Annotated in this window: 14 protein-coding genes; 10 read left to right on the forward strand and 4 right to left on the reverse strand. The window is 72.1% G+C overall.

Annotated features, from left to right (window positions below):
* Positions 1-173 precede the first annotated feature (173 nt).
* The 3 genes from JMV16_RS06660 (at position 174) to JMV16_RS06670 (ending at position 3,947) form a co-directional block, all read left to right on the forward strand.
* Positions 174-797 carry a putative 2OG-Fe(II) oxygenase gene (locus JMV16_RS06660; RefSeq protein WP_201493402.1) on the forward strand — a complete coding sequence of 208 codons (624 nt, stop codon included), beginning with the start codon at positions 174-176 and terminating at the stop codon, positions 795-797.
* A complete protein-coding gene (locus tag JMV16_RS06665; protein ID WP_236580394.1) occupies positions 787-3,387 on the forward strand; it encodes a fused MFS/spermidine synthase in 2,601 nt (866 codons plus the stop codon). The genes JMV16_RS06660 and JMV16_RS06665 overlap by 11 nt, the downstream gene beginning before the upstream one ends.
* Before the next feature lie 68 nt (positions 3,388-3,455).
* Complete coding sequence (locus JMV16_RS06670; protein ID WP_201493404.1) at positions 3,456-3,947, forward strand: hypothetical protein; 492 nt, start codon at positions 3,456-3,458, stop codon at positions 3,945-3,947.
* Positions 3,948-4,064: 117 nt separating this feature from the next.
* Here the strand turns inward: JMV16_RS06670 and JMV16_RS06675 are convergent, their stop codons facing one another.
* The gene (locus JMV16_RS06675) at positions 4,065-4,829 is read right to left on the reverse strand and encodes an alpha/beta fold hydrolase (RefSeq protein ID WP_201493405.1); all 765 of its coding nucleotides are present in this window, start codon (positions 4,827-4,829) and stop codon (positions 4,065-4,067) included.
* On the reverse strand, positions 4,823-5,872 hold the full coding sequence (locus tag JMV16_RS06680) for a M14 family zinc carboxypeptidase (protein WP_236580395.1): 1,050 nt from the start codon (positions 5,870-5,872) through the stop codon (positions 4,823-4,825). Before JMV16_RS06680 ends, JMV16_RS06675 begins: the two co-directional genes overlap by 7 nt.
* 102 nt (positions 5,873-5,974) lie before the next feature.
* Here JMV16_RS06680 and JMV16_RS06685 point away from each other — a divergent pair, with 102 nt between their 5' ends.
* Both JMV16_RS06685 and JMV16_RS06690 read left to right on the forward strand, forming a co-directional pair.
* Entirely contained in the window at positions 5,975-8,914 is a 2,940-nt protein-coding gene (locus tag JMV16_RS06685) for an ExeM/NucH family extracellular endonuclease (RefSeq protein ID WP_201493406.1), read from the forward strand.
* Positions 8,915-8,931: 17 nt separating this feature from the next.
* The gene (locus tag JMV16_RS06690) at positions 8,932-9,504 is read left to right on the forward strand and encodes a PEP-CTERM sorting domain-containing protein (protein WP_201493407.1); all 573 of its coding nucleotides are present in this window, start codon (positions 8,932-8,934) and stop codon (positions 9,502-9,504) included.
* 12 nt (positions 9,505-9,516) lie between these two features.
* Here JMV16_RS06690 and JMV16_RS06695 read toward each other — a convergent pair whose 3' ends face one another.
* Complete coding sequence (locus JMV16_RS06695; protein ID WP_201493408.1) at positions 9,517-10,092, reverse strand: YceI family protein; 576 nt, start codon at positions 10,090-10,092, stop codon at positions 9,517-9,519.
* Positions 10,093-10,230: 138 nt separating this feature from the next.
* Here JMV16_RS06695 and JMV16_RS06700 point away from each other — a divergent pair, with 138 nt between their 5' ends.
* From JMV16_RS06700 to JMV16_RS06715, 4 genes are all read left to right on the forward strand, one after another.
* The gene (locus tag JMV16_RS06700; RefSeq protein ID WP_201493409.1) at positions 10,231-11,652 is read left to right on the forward strand and encodes a sensor histidine kinase; all 1,422 of its coding nucleotides are present in this window, start codon (positions 10,231-10,233) and stop codon (positions 11,650-11,652) included.
* Positions 11,624-12,232 carry a response regulator transcription factor gene (locus JMV16_RS06705; protein ID WP_201493410.1) on the forward strand — a complete coding sequence of 203 codons (609 nt, stop codon included), beginning with the start codon at positions 11,624-11,626 and terminating at the stop codon, positions 12,230-12,232. The genes JMV16_RS06700 and JMV16_RS06705 overlap by 29 nt, the downstream gene beginning before the upstream one ends.
* 101 nt (positions 12,233-12,333) lie before the next feature.
* Entirely contained in the window at positions 12,334-12,852 is a 519-nt protein-coding gene (locus JMV16_RS06710) for a GlcG/HbpS family heme-binding protein (protein ID WP_411565013.1), read from the forward strand.
* A gap of 89 nt (positions 12,853-12,941) precedes the next feature.
* Entirely contained in the window at positions 12,942-13,628 is a 687-nt protein-coding gene (locus JMV16_RS06715) for an ankyrin repeat domain-containing protein (protein ID WP_201493413.1), read from the forward strand.
* Between the two features lie 30 nt (positions 13,629-13,658).
* Here the strand turns inward: JMV16_RS06715 and JMV16_RS06720 are convergent, their stop codons facing one another.
* Positions 13,659-14,378, reverse strand: a complete 720-nt coding sequence (locus JMV16_RS06720) for a hypothetical protein (RefSeq protein WP_201493414.1) — start codon at positions 14,376-14,378, stop codon at positions 13,659-13,661.
* 161 nt (positions 14,379-14,539) lie between these two features.
* Between JMV16_RS06720 and JMV16_RS06725 the strand changes: the two genes are divergently transcribed.
* Positions 14,540-15,583: an ArsJ-associated glyceraldehyde-3-phosphate dehydrogenase gene (locus JMV16_RS06725; protein ID WP_201493415.1), complete on the forward strand. Its 1,044-nt coding sequence runs from the start codon at positions 14,540-14,542 to the stop codon at positions 15,581-15,583.
* Positions 15,584-15,590: the final 7 nt, after the last annotated feature.

Genomic DNA, 15,590 nt, shown 5'->3' on the forward strand with positions numbered 1-15,590 from the left:
GAGCTGCGGCCCAAACTCGGGGCGCTCAAGGGGCGCGACGCTAGGCGGCGGCCGTGACAGCGTGAAGACAGCAACGCCGTGCGGGCGCGTCATCGTCCTGTCGCCAGACCCTGCATAGACTGACCGTTTGCCCGCCGCGCGGGTCTTTGGTGGGTCTTTGCGCCGGGGTGACGATGGATGAAGTGATCGGGATCTTTGCCACGCCGTTGCTGCGTGCGCCGGCCACGCTGCCGCCGGGCCTGGTCGATGCGCTGGTGGCGCATTTCAGCGCCGAGGCCATCGAGTCCAACAGCTCTTCGGCCCACCTGTCGCACACGCGCATGCTGCACCCGTCGCAGAGCCCGCTCTATGGCCAGGTGGCCGCTCTTGTCACGCCCAAGGTGGTGGACTTTGGTGGCCTGCTGTTTGGCGAGCGCCTGGGCTGGTCCATCAAGGAGATGTGGGTCAATGTGCTGGACAACGGCGGCAAGCAGGCCATGCACAACCACGCCAACAGCTTCGTCTCCGGCGTCGTCTACCTCACGCCCACGGCCGAGGGTGCCGAGACCGTGTTCATGAAGTCGCCCGGCGGCACCGATTTCGCGTTCCGCAATGATCACAAGGGCACGACGCCAGGCCCCTACAGCGCCGACAAGTGGGTCAGCCCCAGCCCCGATCCCGGCGACCTGATGCTGTTCCCCAGCTACCTGATGCATGCCGTGCCGCCCAACCCGGGCGGGCGGCGCATCAGCCTGGCCTTCAACGCCATCCCGACCCGGCTCGATTCCTGGGGCTATGCAGTGTCCTTTGCCGGCTGAGCGGGCCGCGACCGAGCCAGGGACAGGCCGCGGCCGGCTGGCCGTGGCGCTGGCGGTGATGGTCGCCTCGGGCTTTGCCGGCCTGGGCTACCAGCTCGTCTGGACGCAGCAGAGCGCGCTCTGGCTGGGCCACGAGGCCGCGGCCGTGCTGGCCGTGCTGACGGCCTTCTTCGGCGGCCTGGCGCTGGGCGCCTGGGCCCTGGGCTCGCGCATCCGGCGCAGCGCCCGGCCCGAGCGCTGGTATGCGGGCTGCGAACTCGTCATCGCCGCCTGGAACTTGGTGCTGGCCTGGTTGATGGCGCCCCTCAGTTCGCAGCTGCTGGCCTGGACCGGCGCCGAGCCCGGCGCGGCCTGGCAATGGGCAGTGGCCTTGGTCGGCAGCTTCGCCTGCCTGCTGCCGGCCACTGCGGCCATGGGCGCCACGCTGCCGGCGATGGAGCGCGTCACGGCCCGCCTGCATCCCGCGGGTCGGGCCATCCCGGCGCTGTACGCCGCCAATACGCTGGGGGCCCTGGCCGGCGTGCTGGTCGTGGCGTTCTGGTGGCTGCCCGGCTTCGGTCTGGCGCAGACGGCGGCCCTGTGTGGCGGCCTCAACCTCCTGTGCGCCGCCGGTGCGCTGGCGCTTGCCGGCGGGCCGCTGCCGGCGGCGCTGGATGCCGGCGGTGGCAGCGGCAAGCGTCTGCTGTGGCTGCTGGCCGCCACCGGCCTGCTGGGCATAGGCTACGAGGTGCTGGTGGTGCGCGTGCTGAGCCAGGTGTGCGAGGACACGGTTTACACCTTCGCCCTGCTGCTGGCAATGTACCTGGGTGGCACGGCGGCCGGGGCAGCAGCCTACCAGCGCTGGGGCCTGGCCTGGCAGCCGGGCGCGGCACCGGCAGCCCTGCAGGACCGGCTGCTGCGCCTGGTGGCGCTGGCCTGCCTGCTGGGCACGACCGGGCTGTGGTTCGCCGACGACGTGCGACAGGCGGTGCAGCCGGCGCTGCAGGGCCGCGTGCTCGACGCCATGGCCGCGGCGCTGGCGGCCGAGGCGGTGCTGGCCGGCCTGGCCTTCATCCTGCCCACGCTGGCGATGGGCGCGCTGTTCAGCCACCTGGCCGCGCGTTCGCGCGGGGCCGGCCTGGGCGCGGCCCTGGCCGCCAACACCCTGGGCGCCGCGGCGGCGCCGCCGTTGCTGGGCGTGCTGCTGGTGCCGGCGCTGGGCGCCAAGGCGAGCCTGCTGGCGTTGGTGGTTGGCTACCTGGCGCTGACCCTGCCGCGCATCAAGGCGGCCACGCTGGCGCTGGGCGGCGCCGCCGCGGCGCTGGCCGTCTGGGCGCCGCCGCTGGCCTTTGTCGACGTGCCCGAGGGCGGGCGCATCCTCAGCTACCGCGAAGGCACGTTGGCCGCGGTGAGCGTGGTGGAAGACGCCGCCGGCGTGGCCCGTCTGCGCATCAACAACCGCCAGCAGGAGGGCAGCAGCGGCACGCGGCTCACCGATGCGCGCCAGGGCCTGCTGCCGGTCTTGCTGCACCCCGGGCCGCAGCGGGTGCTGTTCCTGGGCCTGGGCACCGGGGTCACGGCGTCTGCGGCGGCGGCAGACCCCTCGCTGCAGGTCGACGCTGCCGAGCTGCTGCCCGAGGTGATTGCCGCGTCGGCCCATTTCGTGGCGGCCGATGTCCCCCAGCGCCTGCGCGTGGTGGCGGCCGATGCGCGGCGCTTCGTGCGCGCCGCCGGTCCGCGCTACGACGTCATCGTGGCCGACAACTTTCATCCGGCGCGCAGCGGCTCGGGTTCGCTCTACACCGTGGAGCATTTCCAGGCCGTGCGCCAGCGCCTGGCCCCCGGCGGCCTGTTCTGCCAATGGCTGCCGCTGCACCAGCTGGACCTGGCGACGCTGCGCAGCATCGTCGCGTCCTTCATGCAGGTCTATCCCGGCGCCTGGGCCATGCTGGCCACCAACAGCCTGGAGACGCCGGTGCTGGGCCTGGTGGCGCGCGACGACGGCCGCCACTTCGACCTCGCGCAGACCGGCCGGCGGCTGGCAAGCCACACGCTGCCGCAGGACCTGGCGGATTACGGGATTGCCGACCCCTGGGCGCTGCTGGGCGGTTTCGTCGCCGGGCCGCACGCCCTCGCCCGCCTTGCCGACGGCGCCCCGGTCAATACCGACGACCTGCCCGTCGTTGCCTACCGTGCGCCCCGCCTCATCTATGCCAACGACTCGCTGCCGCGCGACCGCTTGCTCGAACTGCTTGCCGGCTTCTCGCTCGGTGCAGCCGAACTCGTCGACACCCCGGCTACCGCGGCGGACCTGCGCCGCCTGCAAGCCTACTGGCGTGCCCGCGACGGCTTCATCGCCGCCGGCCGTCATGTGCGCCCCGCGGGCGACGCGCGCCAGATGCTGGCCCAGGTGCGCGAGCCGCTGCTGGCCGCATTGCGCACCAGCCCCGATTTCCGGCCCGCCTATGACCCCTTGCTGAGGCTCGCGGCTGCGCTGGCCCGCAGCGATGAGGCCGCGGCGCGTGCGCTGTTGCATGAACTGGTGCGGGTTCAGCCGCAACGCGGCGAGGCTGAGAAGCTGTTGATTCAGCTCTTCGGCGCTGCACGCTGAACGGCCTGCCATTCGGCGATCCGCCGTGTCCTGCTTGCCTTGTCGAAGGCACCGCTACCATCCGGGCCATGGAACCCAGGCCGCACCCCGAAGACGACAACGAAGCCATCCGCGAGCCGCGCCTGTGGCGCGACGAAGGCTGGACCGCGCGGGTGATCAAGAACAACGACGACGAAGGCTGGGCCGTCGAGATGACGCGCCAAGGCGACCCGGAACCCGCCTTGACCGGCCCCTGGACCATGGGCCGCGACAAGAAGAACCCCAAGCCGCTGGACACCAACGCCTTCCACACGCTGGTGAAGACGGCGTCCGAGGTGCTGCGCCGCCATGAGCAGCAGCTTCATGCCCGCCTGCACAAGAGCCAGGCGGTGGAGACTTCCGCCGGGCGCGTCACCGTCACGCTGGACATCGTGCCCGACGACGACGACCCGCATGCCCTGCTCGCCGCCACCCGCGCCAACGGCGAACGCCTGGCCAGCCAGCGCGTCAACGCCGACTTCCGCTTTACGCCCGCCAGCGCCCTGGCCTGGGTCGAGAACGGCTGCCAGCGAATCGGCTGAGCCGGCGCCAGGCCTTCTGGCGGCGCCGGCCCCCAGCGATGCGACCGCTGCGCCTGCGCTGCTGAGTGAACGGCTGCAGGGCGAGCCGCAATGCAGCGAGGCAGCGAGGCAGCGGGATCATCTGGCGGGCGCAACGCGCTGGGCTGCCTGCCACTGGGCGATCCGCTGCGCCAGCCAGGGCCCGTCGTCCAGCGGCAGGTCATGGCCAGCACGCGGGTGGCTGACGATTTCGGCGCTCCAGGCGCGGGCGATCAGGCGCGAGCATCCGGGGTCGACCAGCCTGTCGCCCTCGCTGCAGGCCAGCAGCAATGGCAGCGCCGGTGCCGGCCCGCTCCAGCGGTAGCGCGCGGCGGCCAGCAGCTGGCGCAGCGCATTGGCGCGGCTCACCGGCCGCGATTCGCGCACGGCCTGCCAGCAGGCCAGCGCCTGGGCATGGCGCTCGGGGCGGCTGCTGGTCAGGCGCAGGATGGCCTCTTCGGCGCCGCGATCGCTGGCCAGCAGGCGCAGCAGCTGCGGCCACAGCGCCGCGCGCAGGCGGCGCCCGGGCGGGCTGTAGGGCCGCAGGCTGGTGTTGACCAGCACCAGGGCCGCCAGCTCCTGCGGCCAGGCCCGGGCCCAGGCGCTGGCCACCATGCCGCCCAGCGACAGCCCCAGCAGCGCATACGGCGGCGCCGCTCCGGCCTCGGCCAGCTGATCCCGGCAGGCCTGCACCATGGCCTCGACGCGCCAGGGGCAGGCCTGGTGGCGCAGCTGGCCGGCGCCGGGCAGGTCGACGGTCACGATGCGCGTGCCGGGCAGGGCCTGCGCCAGGGTGGACGGGAATTCGCCCCAATGCGCCTGCTCGCGCGTCAGGCCCCGCAGCAGCACCCAGGTCTTCACCATGCCCTCGGGCCGTACCAGTGGGCCAGCGCCTGGCGCTGCAAGGCCTCGCGCTCGGCGGGCGCGGGCAGCCAGCGCGCATGGCTCATCGCGGCGCGCATCACAAAGTCCAGCAGCCCCATGTGGCGGCGCAGCACGCGCTGCTGGCGGTGCGCGATGAGGGGGTTGAAGATGCCGTGACGCGTGAACAGCTGGCGCGGGTTCTTCTTGACCCACAGCCAGGAACCCATCTCCAGCGTCAGCGGCAGGAAGACGCGGTCGCCCGCCGCCAGCGACACCTGGTGCAGGTGGTCCCACAGGTCGCCGTGGGTCAGGTACTGGCGGCTCTGCGGCTCGAAGACATAACGGTGGTGCAGCAGGGTGGCGTCCAGCAGCGCCTTGAAGGCCTGCAGCTCGGGCAACTGTGCGATGGGCCGCGCCGTGTGGGCATACGGAAACCACAGACGGTCGCTGAGGCCGAAGCCCGAATGGCAGTCGACGCTGATGGCCAGGCGGTGCGGCAGCAGTTCGGCCGTGACCACCTCGCACAAGGCTTGCGCCTCGGCCTCCATGGGCTGGCCGGCGACTCCGCGGTACCAAGGCAGGGTGGCGCTCAGGCGCTGGCCGCCGAGCATGAAGGCGGCACCCGTGGCGGCCTCTACCGGGGCATTGCGCATCAGGTCCACGCCGCGCGGGTTGGCTCGCGTGCGGCGCAGCATGCCGCCGGGGTTGACCACCGGCATGAAGACCAGGCGCAGGTGTTCGAGCAGGTGGTGCAGGGAGTCGTCCCAGGCCAGGCGCGCGACGATGCTGCGCAGGCAGGCCAGCACCACCTGGGCCCCGATGTGCTCGAGCCCGTGTACGCCGCCGAAGAAGCCGACGGCCGCGCACTCGGGTGCCGGGTTGCCCAGCGTCAGCGCATACACCGGATAGGCGGCGCCGCCGGTCGTGATCTCGCAGACACTGCGGCAGTGCAGGGCCGCACCGGCCTGGCGCGCCAGCGTCTCGATTTCGTCCAGTTCGAACAGCGCGGCCCGTGGCCGGGCGGCTTCAGGCCCGCCGCTCAAAGCCCGACGCCTCGGCCACCCCGGCCGCTACGGACCATGCGGCTGCCATCAGCCTGACATCCGCCTGCGCCAGCATCGCCTGCTTCACTTCTGCCCGAGACCATGCCCACACCCCGACTGCCCTCGCCCCGCGTCTGGCCTGCCCTGACGGCTGCCCTGATCTCCGGCCTGTTCGAGTGGGCGGCATTGTGCCGATCACGCGCGGCAGATTTGCGACAGCGCACCCATCGCCCGGGCCCGGCCCAGGCCTGGGCCCTGGCCCTGCCGGTTGCGCTGGCCGGCCTGGCGGCTCCGGCCGACGCCGCCGTGGTCATCAGCCAGGTCTACGGCGGCGGCGGCAATACCGGCGCCACGTACCGCAATGACTTCATCGAGCTGTTCAACAACGGCACCAGCGCCGCCAGCGTGACCGGCTGGTCGGTGCAATACGCTTCGGCCGCCGGCACCAGCTGGACTGCCACGCCGCTGGCCGGCACCATCCCGCCCGGTGGCTACCTGCTGGTGCAGCAGGCCGCGGGCACCGGCGGAACGACGCCGCTGCCGACGCCGGACGCCACCGGCAGCATCGCGATGTCGGGCACCGCCGGCAAGGTGGCGCTCGTGAACGGTGCCGCCGCGCTGACCGGCGTCTGCCCGACGGCGGGCGTCATCGACTTCGTCGGTTATGGCAGCACCGCCAGTTGCTCCGAAGGCAGCAGCCCGACCGCCGCACCTTCCAACACTCTGGCCGTGCTGCGCGCCGCCAATGGCTGCACCGACAGCAATGTCAACAGCGCCGACTTTGCCGTCGCGCCGCCCAACCCGCGCAACAGTGTCAGCACGCTCGCCGCGTGCGGCATCGTCACGCCGCCGCCCGCGGGCGCCGAGATCGCGATCTACAGCATCCAGGGCAGCGGCAGCACCAGCCCGCTGCTCAACCAGGTGGTGCTCAGCCACGGCGTGGTGACCAAGCTCACCAACAACGGCTTCTTCATGCAGGACCTGGTGGGCGATGCCAACCCGGCCACTTCGGACGGCATCTTCGTCTTCACCGGCACCGCCGCCTTCCCGGCCGTGGCCGTGGGCAATCTGGTGCAGGTGGCGGGCACGGTGGTCGAGTTCAACACCGGCGCCGCCGGCAATGCCGACACTGCGGCCCACACGGTCACCCAGCTGAGCAGCGTCACCGCCGTCACGCTGCAGGGCACGGGCCTCGGCATCACGCCCACCGCCGTCACCCTGCCCGAGGCGGTGGAGGGCGATCTCGAGCGCTGTGAGGGCATGCTGGTCACGCTCGCCGGCCCCTTCACGGTGGCACAGAACTTCTTCCAGGGCCGCTTCGGCCAGCTCACCCTGGCTGCCGGTGGCCGGCTCGAGACCCCGACCAACCGCTTCCGCCCCGGCGCCCAGGCCAATGCCCTGGCCGACGAGAACGCGCGCCGCCGCATCATCCTGGACGACGGCACTTCGCTGCAGAACCCGCGCCCCACGCCCTATCTGGGCGCCGGCGCCCTGCCGCGTGCCGGTGACACGGTGGGCGCCATCACCGGCGTCATCGACTACGGCCTGGCCACCAGCAGCACGGCCGGCTTCGGCGACACCAGGATCCACCCCACGGTGGCGCCGGTCTTCGCCACCGCCAACCCGCGCAGCGCCGCGCCCGAGGCGGTGGGCGGCAATATCCGGGTCGCCAGCTTCAACGTCCTCAACTACTTCACCACCTTCGGCAACGGCGCCACCGCCAGCGGCCAGACCGGCCAGGGTTGCAGCCTGGGTGGCGCGGTGAGTGCGGCCAACTGCCGCGGTGCCGACAGCCTGGCCGAGTTCCAGCGCCAGCGCGCCAAGATCGTCGAAGCCATGGCCGCGCTCAATGCCGACGTGCTGGGCCTGATGGAGATCCAGAACAACGGCAGCACTGCGGTGCAGAACCTGGTCGATGCGCTCAATGCCCGCGTCGGCGCCGGCACCTATGCGGCCGTCGCGCTGCCGGCGCGGGGCACGGGCAGCGACGCCATCCGCGTGGCGATGATCTACAAGCCCTCGCGCATGACCCCGGTGGGCGCGCCCCTCAGCGACACCGACGCCATCAACAACCGCCCGACGCTGGCCCAGCCTTTCGTGATGCCCAACGGCGAGCGCTTCTCGCTGCTGGTCAACCACTTCAAGTCCAAGGGCAGCTGCCCGGCCGCCGGCGACCCCGATTTCGCCGGCAACAACGACATCGGCGACGGCCAGGGCTGCTGGAACGCGCTGCGCCTGGCCCAGGCCCAGCGCCTGCGCACCTTCGTGGCCCAGGTGCAAGCGGCAGCCGGCAGCAACGACGTGCTGCTGATCGGCGACTTCAACGCCTATGCCCAGGAAGACCCGATCTTCGACCTCGTGAGCAGCGGCTACAGCGACCAGGTGGCCCGTTTCGGCGGCTTCGGCTACTCCTATGTCTTCGACGGCGCCGCCGGTCGCCTGGACCACGCCATCGCCAACGCCAGCATGGCCACGCGCGTCAACCGCGTTGCCCATTGGCACATCAATGCCGACGAGACCGCGCTGGCCGACTACAACCTTGAGTTCAAGGCGCCGCTCACCTGCACCGGCGGCGCGCTGTGCCCCGACGACCCCTATGCCGCCACGCCCTTCCGCTCGTCCGACCACGACCCGGTGCTGTTGGGCCTGAACATCTACAAGACCATCACCGCCACGGCGGCCAGCACCAGCGTTACCGGCACGGCGGGCGACGACATCATCATCAGCGGCGCCGGCCGGCGCACGATCACCGGCGGTGGCGGCAATGACCAGTTCGTCTTCAGCGCCAGCTTCGCGGGCGGGGCCACGATCACCGACTTCCAGCCCGGCCTCGAGACCATCTCGCTGCGTGCCGTGCTGCAGGCCCTGGGCATCAGCAGCACCAACCCCATAGGCCAGGGCTACGTCCGCTGCGCCGCCTCGGGTGCCGACGCCATGATCTCCATCGATCCCGACGCCGCCGGCGCGGCCGCGCCGCGCCCGATGGTGCTGATCCGGGGCCGTGGCTGCAGCGTGCTCGCCAGCGCCAACTTCGTCTTCTGAGCCCGCGAGCGTCCATCATGCAAGCCTCCACCCTGGTTCGATGCGCCCGCGGCCTGCCGCCGGCATTGCTGCTGGCCCTTCAGTTGACGCTGGGCGCGTCCGCGGCGCAGGCGGCGACGTTCAGCTTTGAAGGCGCCACCGATTCGGGGCCGCTGGCGGGCCTGACGTTCAGCGGCAGCTTCGGCTACGACGAGCCCGTCGCCGGCTTCGACGGCAGCGTGGCGTTGCAGGCCTTCTTGCTGGATTTCGGCGGCCAGACCTACAGCCTGGCCACGGCCGATGCCGGCACGCTGCCGGCAGCCGTCTTCGCCGCCGGCGGCTTTGTCGGCATCGACTTCCTGGACACGGGCTCGGCTGACCTGGCGCTGCGCCCGCAAGTGCAGTTCACGGCCGGCTTCTTCGACCTGGGCCAGGCCTTCCTGAGCTACCAGGGCCGCGATGCGGCCGGCGCCACGCTGCTGGGCTTTGGCAGCTACAGCGTCAGCCCCGCGGCCAGCGCCGTGCCCGAGCCCGGCGGTCTGGCAATGGTGCTCGCCGGCCTGGGCGCGCTGGCGCTGCTGCGCCGGTCTCCGCTGCACGCGCTTCGCTGACGGGCCCGCGCCTCACTTGTCGGCCACCGCCTCGGCCTGGATGCGCAGCATGACCTCCATGCGGAAGCCGTAGTCCTTGCCCATGTCGAGCCCGAAATCGGCGCGGTTGAAGCTGGCCGTGGCATCGGTGCCGCAGTACTCGCGCTTGAGCATGGGATGCGGTATGCACTTGAAGCCGTTCATCGTGAGCTCGACCGGCCGCGTCACGCCGTGCAGCGTCAGCTCTCCCGCGACCTTGGTCGGTGCGCCCTCGCGGAAGTCGGCGAAGCGGCCCTTGTAGGTGGCCGCCGGGTAGCGCTTGCTATCGAAGAAGTCCTTGCCGCGCGCCCACTTGTTCATCGCGTCCAGGCCGAAGTCCACGCTGGCCAAGTCTATCGTCACTTCGAGTGTGCCGGTGCCCGCCGCGCGATCCAGCGTGGCCTTGCCCTTGCTGCGGTTGAACTTGCCGCGCCACAGCGAGAGGCCCATGTGGTCGGCCTCGAAGCTCGGGAAGGTGTGGTTGGGGTCGAGCGTGTAGCTCAGGGTTTCGGCCTGCGCCTGGCTGGCCAGCGCGGACATTGCGAGAAGCAGGGCAGTCGGTCGGTACATGGCGATATCGTCCTCGAAGTGGATGGCGATGGCGTTCTGATGCTCCGCCGGCGCCACTTTTAACCGCAAAGCGACGGGCGCAGCCGGCTCAGGGTTGCCGCGCTGCGCCTGGCCTGAATGCATCCAGAATGCCGGCCCATGACCCGCCTGCGCTGGCTTGCCCTGTTTGCCGTGGCCTGGCTGCTGGCCGGCACGGCCCTGGTGCGCTGGGACATCGCGCAGCGCCGCGACGCCTTCCAGGCCGAGGCGCGCACGGCCCACCGTTTGCTGTCGCAGCGCGCGGCCGAACTGGAGGCCGTGCTCGCCACGCTGGTGCTGCTGGCACCGCAGGCCGACGCCGAGGCCCGCCTGCCGGCGCTGGTTCCGCAGGTGCTGCGCGTGCAGCGGGGCGGCGATGCGGCAGCCGTGGCCTTGTCGCGCAGCCGCGGCCAGGCGGTGGTGGCGGGCTTCGACCCGGCGCTGCGGCAGTTCACGCTGCTGCAGGCCGCAGGCCCCGAGGCCGTGGCCCTGGTGGTGGGCATGGACCATTGGCTGCCGCGGGTCGACTGGCCCTATGCCGCCGCCGGCAAGGTGGCCGTGCGCCTGGTGCTGGGCGAACAGGCCCTGGTCTTGAGCCCCGGCGCGCCGGCCCTGGGCGCCACCCCGGGCTTTCGCTTCGCCAAGACGCTGGGCCCACGCAGCCAGCCCTTCGAGTTGCAGGTGCAGCGCGCCACCGGCCCCGCCGACTGGCCGTGGGCGCCGCTGGCCGCGCTGGCCGCCGCCCTGGGCGCGGCCACGGCACTGGCTGCCACGCTGCACCGCCAGCGCGGCGCGCGCCGCCGCGCCGAGGAGTTGCTGCGCCTGGACCGCGTGGCCCGTTTGAACACGCTGGGCGAAATGGCCGCCGGCCTGGCCCACGAACTGAACCAGCCGCTGACGGCCGTGCTGTCGGGCGCGCAGGCCGCGCGCCGCATGCTGGACGACGATGCCCCGGCGCCGCTGGTGGAAGCCCTGGATCTCACCGCCACCCAGGCCCGCCGCGCCGCCGACGTGGTGGCACGCCTGCGCAAGCGCCTGGAACAGCCCGAGGCCGCGCCGCCGCTGCAACCCCAGGATCTGCGCACCGTGGCGCAGCAGGCGCTGGCCTTGCTGCAACCCGAGTTCAGCGCCGCCGGCATCAACGTGCGGCTGCTCGGGCCAGCCTGCATCGTGCTGGCCGAGCCCGTGGCCCTGACGCAGATCATGCACAACCTGCTGCGCAACGCCTTGCAGGCCATGGCCGAAGTGCCGCCCCCCCGCAAGCGGCTGGACGTGGCACTGGCCCGGGGCGCATCCCACGGCGTGCTGGTGGTGCGCGACCACGGCACGGGCCTGGCGCCCGAAGTGCTGGCACGCCTGTTCCAGCCCTTCACCAGCACCAAGACCGGCGGCCTGGGCCTGGGCCTGAGCCTGAGCGAAAGCCTGGCCGTGGCCATGGGCGGCCGGCTCTCGGCGCAGAATCTGCGCCCCCACGGCGCCGAGTTCGCACTGTCCCTGCCCCTGGCAACCCCGCATGACCAGCCCGCTGATCCAGATCGTTGACGACGACGAAGGCGTGCGCCGCAGCCTGGCGCTGCTGATAGGCAGCGTGGGCCTGCGCACGGTGGAGTGGGCCGACCCGCTGGCCTTTTTGCAGGGCTTCGACCGCGAGGCCGTGGGCGCCCTGGTGCTGGATGTGCGCATGCCGGGCCTCTCGGGCATCACCCTGCTGGAGCGCCTGCTGGCCGAAGGCGTGGACCAGCCGGTGGTCATGCTCACCGGCCACGGCACGGTGGAGCTGTGCCGGCGCGCCTTCAAGGCCGGCGCCGCCGAGTTCCTGGAAAAACCGGTGCATGACGAGCGCCTGCTCGAAGCCTTGCACGACGCTGTGCGCCGCCACGTCGCCACGCGCCAGCGCCTGGCCGCCGACCGTGCCGCGCAGGAGCGCCTGGCCCGGCTGTCGGAACGCGAGCGCGAGGTGCTGGTGCAGGTGGTGCGCGGCGACACGGCCAAGCAGGTGGCACGGACCCTGGGCCTGTCGCCGCGCACGGTGGAATCGCACCGTGCCAATGCCGCGGAAAAGCTGGGCACCGAATCGCTGGCGCAGCTGATCCGCCTGTACGGCGCCGCCCTCGACCCCTAGCGATCCGTAAATCTACGCAGCGCGGCGCGTGCGCGGCCGGATGGCGGGCGCGGCGACGTCTTTCTACAGTGGCGTCACCCCATTCCAACAAGGAGATGCCCGTGAACAAGACCCCTGCCTTGCTGACCGTTCTGGCCCTGGCCCTGACTGCGGCGACGGCCCACGCCAACGGCAACGGCAACGCCCCGGCGCAGGCCGTGCGCACCGAGCGAAACATGTCGCTGGCCCTGGCCACGCAACTGGCGCAGGCCAGTGTGGCCAACTGCGCCGCCCATGGCTACGCCGTCACCGCCACCGTGGTCGACCGCGCCGGCAGCGTGCGGGCCGTCGCCCGTGCCGACAATGCCGGCCCCCACACCCTGGACGCCAGCGCGGCCAAGGCCTACACCTCGGCCTCGGCCAGGAACAACACGCTGGCCATGATGGAGGCGGCGCAGAAGAACCCGGCCGCCGCCAACCTGGTACACATCCCCGGCTTCCTGCTGCTGGGCGGCGGCGTGCCGGTGCGCGCGGGGCAGGAGGTGATAGGCGCCATCGGCGTCGGTGGCGCGCCCGGCGGCAATCTGGACGAGCAGTGCGCCACGGCCGCGCTGGACCAGCACAAGTGGCAGCTGCAGTGAAGCCCGCTGCGCCGCGGCCTTGGGGTCATCCCGGCCCGAACCCGTGTGCCGGGCGCAGCGCGCACCGCGTGGCCCGGGCTGCCTTGTGGATGGCCCTGCAAGTCGCGGTGCTGGCCCTGGCGCCCGCCCACCCCGCGCTGGCCCAGGTGTCGCCCACAGCGGCGGAAGCCGCGGCCTACGGCGGCCTGCACAAGGCAGCCTGGACCGGCGACGTGGCCACCATCGAACGCCTGGCGGCCCAGCCCGGCGCCAAGGCGCAGCTGGAGGCGCGCGACCCGCAGGGCCGCACGCCGCTGCATGTGGCCAGCTTCGCGCGCCAGCGCGGCGCCGTGCGGGCGCTGCTGAAGGCCGGTGCCGACACCGCCGCACTGGAAGGCGGCCGCTACGACGCCGTGACCATTGCCGCCGTGGCGGGCGACGATGAGACGCTGGTCCTGCTGCTGGCCGGCGGCGCCAGCGCCAAGCTGGTGACCAGCCGCTACGACGGCACGGCGCTCATCGCCGCCGCCCACCTGGGCCACGAAGGCGTGGTGCGCCAGCTGATCAAGGCCGGTGCGCCGCTGGACCATGTCAACAACCTGCACTGGACCGCGCTGATCGAAGCCGTGGTGCTGGGCGATGGCGGCCCGCGACACCAGGGTGTGGTGCGCGAGCTTCTGGCCGCGGGCGCCAGCCGCGAGCTGGCCGACCGTGGAGGCCAGACGCCGTTGCAACTGGCGCGCGCCCACGGCTATGCAGTCATGGTGCGCCTGCTGGAAACGCCGGCGGCACGCTGAGGCCGGCCAGGGCGGGCGTGTGTCCGCGCGCTACCGGCCTGCGCTGGCCGCGCCGGAGGCAGCCGCTGCCGCGACCAAAGGCGCAGCCAGGCGGGCCTCGAAATCGCCCGGGGCCACGTACTGCAGCACGCTCTTGCGGTCGGGGGCCACGCTGGCCACCAGGCCGCGCTCGGGGTAGAGCAGGGCGCGCCCGCCGCCGGGCGGGTCCAGCACCCGGGCAGGCATGCCGAAGCGCAGCTGCACGTCTTCCTGCGACAGGCGCGCGGTGGGCACGAAGCTCAGGCCCGACAGCAGGGCGCTGCGGGCCTGCTCGCGGTCGGCGGGCAGCAGCTCGAAGCGGCGCACGCCGCCTTCCATCGCCACGGAGCGTGGTGCGCCTTCGCGCCAGCGCAGCAACTGCGCCGGCGGCACCTCGAAGGCCAGCACCAGCCGGCCCGAGACAAAGCCGGCTCTGAAGGGATCGGCCAGCGCCTCCAGCGCACCCACCTCGCCGACCCTGGCCACCAGGGCCACCTGCAGGCTGTCGCCGAGCACGTCCTGAGCCTCGGCCAGCCTGGTGCGGCCGACAGCCAGGCCGAACACCTGCAGGCTGCCGTCCTCGCCCACCCGGGTCTGCCAGGGCAGGCCCATTTCAGCGGCGGGCGATGCCGCCTGCGGCTTGCCTTGCAGTGCCTGCCAGAAGGGCAGGGCGGTGAGGGTCAGCAGGACGAGGGCGCCGAGGGCAAGGGCCAGCCGGAGGGGGTGTTTCATGCGGGGGCATTCTCGCGGCTGGCGGATGCAGGGGTCTGCGGGGTGGCCGGCGCTCAACCTACGCAGCCTGTGGCCGCGGCGTCACGCAACCGTCATCTCTGGACCTCATCATTCGATGATTGTTGAACAGTAGCGCAAACCAGCAAGCGGGAAGGGTAGCCATGAGAGTCGGTATCAACGGAATGGGCCGCATCGGCCGTCTGGCCCTGCGTGCGGCCCTGGGGGCCGCCGAGCGTCCGCTGGACGATCCACGCGCCGGCAACCGGCTGGAGGTGGTACACCTCAACGAGCTCAAGGGCGGCGCCGCAGCCACCGCCCATTTGCTGGAGTTCGACAGCGTGCAGGGCCGCTGGCGCGCCGGCATCGCCGCCGCGGGCGCGGGCGCCATCCGCATTGGTGAGCGCGAGTTGTCGTTCTCGTCGCACGCCACGGCGGCCGAGATCCCCTGGGGTGACCTGGGTGTCGATGTGGTGCTGGAGTGCACCGGCAAGTTCCTCACGCCCGAGACGCTGCAAAGCCACCTGGACCGCGGCGCCAAGCGCGTGATCGTGGCCGCGCCGGTGAAGGTAGGCGATGTGCTCAACATCGTGGTCGGCATCAACCACGGGCTGTACGAGCCGGCCCGGCACCGCATCGTCACCGCCGCCTCCTGCACCACCAACTGCCTGGCGCCGGTGGTGAAGGTGGTGCATGAGGCCATAGGCATACGCCACGGCCAGATCACCACCATCCACGACCCCACCAACACCAATTTGATGGTCGACGCGCCGCACAAGGATTTGCGCCGCGCCCGCAGCGCCATGCTGAGCCTGGCGCCCACCACTACCGGCAGCGCCACCGCCATCGCGCTGATCTACCCCGAGCTGAAGGGCAAGCTCAACGGCCATGCGGTGCGCGCGCCGGTGCTGAACGCCTCGCTCACCGACTGCGTGTTCGAGCTGAAGCGCGAGACCACGGCCGAAGAGGTGAATCAGCTCTTCGCCGAGGCCGCCAAGGGCGCGCTGGCCGGCATCCTGGGCTATGAAGAGCGCCCGCTGGTCAGCGCCGACTACGCCCGCGACACGCGCAGCAGCATCGTCGATGCGCCGTCGACGATGGTCACCGACGGCACGCTGCTCAAGGTCTATGCCTGGTACGACAACGAGATGGGCTACGCCTGCCGCATGGTCGACCTGGCCTGCCATATGCAGCAGCAAGGTCTGTGAGCGGAGC

It is taken from the genome of Rubrivivax sp. A210 (genome assembly GCF_904426505.1).
Taxonomy (GTDB): domain Bacteria; phylum Pseudomonadota; class Gammaproteobacteria; order Burkholderiales; family Burkholderiaceae_C; genus Rubrivivax.